Genomic DNA, 1432 nt, shown 5'->3' with positions numbered 1-1432 from the left:
AAAAACGATCCCGCTTATGCTGTTGCCGGGTTTGTTCCCCGATGTCGTGAACCTGCCACACCAGCTCCCGGGAACGCTCCAGCTTGGCCCGGGTCTCCATCAACACCTGAATATCCCGGTCGATCACCGCAACCGCACCGGCATCACCTTCGACCCGTTGACGAGCGGCCCGCAAGTTGGCGAGCTGTTGCTCCAGGCGCAGCATTTTGTCATCGATATTGGCGGAGACTTCATTAATTTTCATGGGGCACGGATCTTTAGGGTTTTATAGGTCACAAACCACCACCATAGCAGATTCGGGCCATGGGCGTCTGTTGTATACTGTGCATAACACAGCGTTCAGATCACTGTGCTATTGTGGGTGGCAAACGGTGGGTGATCCACCCAAAGGACGAGACGAGGAGAACGATCCATGCTGAGAATGTTTAATATCCGGGGCGCAACCCTGCGCGACCAACCCGTGGATGAAAACAACCTCAAAACCGCACTGGATGATGCGGTCTGGATCGACGCTCACGAACCCTCCGAAGAAGAACGCGAACTGCTCAACACCTTCCTGCGGGCCGAACTGCCCGAATCCGACGACGTGGAAGAAATCGAATTCTCCGCCCGCTACTTCCAGGACGCCGCCGGCCTGCACGTTCACTCCCTGTTTCTTTCCCCGGGAGAAGGCCGCCACAGCACCGTGACCGTCGCGTTCATCCTTCAGGACAAACGCCTCATCACCCTGCGCGACGGCGACCTCGCGGACTTCCGCCTGCTGCGCATGCGCGCCCGGCGCGGCCAGGTCCAGGCCAGCTCGCCCCAGGACCTGATGATCACCATGTTCGAGCAGAAAGTCGAAAACCTCGCCGACGTCCTCGAAGACATCCACCGCAAACTCGAAGACGTCAGCCACATGGTCCTGGAAGACGACGACGCCGAACTCGAAGAAGCCATCGACCGGCTCGCCAAACTCGAAGACAGCAACGGCAAAATCCGCCTCTGTCTGATGGACACCCAGCGGTCCATCTCCTTCCTGCAGCGCCACCTGCGAGAGCACTTCGAACTGCAGGAAACCGCCCGGGAAATCAAACGCGACGTGGACACACTGATGTCCCACACCGCCTTCCTGTTCGACAAAATCAACTTCCTGATGGACTCCACCCAGGGCTTCATCAACATCGAACAGAGCCAGATCATCAAAACCTTCTCCATCGCCGCCGTGGTCTTCCTGCCCCCGACCGTGGTCGCCAGCGTGTACGGCATGAACTTTGAGATGATGCCCGAGCTCGACTGGCAATTCGGCTACGTCTGGGCCCTGGTCATCATGGTGCTATCGGGCATCGCACCCTATTGGTATTTCAAGCACAAGGATTGGTTGTAATTTTTTAGCAGTGGGTGCGGGCGGTGTGGGGTGTAGGGTTCCCAGACACGCCGTAAACCCATCCAT

General features: G+C 57.8%; 2 protein-coding genes. One reads left to right on the top strand and one right to left on the bottom strand.

Going from position 1 to position 1432, the window contains the following annotated elements; translation table 11 throughout:
- Positions 1–244 (bottom strand): hypothetical protein (locus tag B3187_RS08295; RefSeq protein ID WP_286805692.1); only part of this gene is annotated, 244 nt, incomplete at its 3' end.
- A 168-nt stretch (positions 245–412) separates the two neighbouring features.
- Between B3187_RS08295 and corA the strand changes: the two genes are divergently transcribed.
- Positions 413–1366 (top strand): magnesium/cobalt transporter CorA, encoded by a 954-nt coding sequence (corA, locus tag B3187_RS08290; RefSeq protein WP_024459557.1) that lies wholly within the window; start codon positions 413–415, stop codon positions 1364–1366.
- The last annotated feature ends 66 nt before the right edge of the window (positions 1367–1432 follow it).

The organism is Marinimicrobium sp. UBA4209, assembly GCF_002381585.1.
Lineage (GTDB): Bacteria > Pseudomonadota > Gammaproteobacteria > Pseudomonadales > Cellvibrionaceae > Marinimicrobium > Marinimicrobium koreense.
The sequence above is the reverse complement of the archived record's forward strand: the minus strand, read 5'-3'. Positions and strand labels throughout refer to the sequence as shown.

What these genes read in the sequence shown, in the direction of transcription:
- corA (WP_024459557.1), top strand. Translation starts at nt 413, where the DNA reads ATGCTGAGAATGTTTAATATCCGGGGCGCAACCCTGCGCGACCAACCC.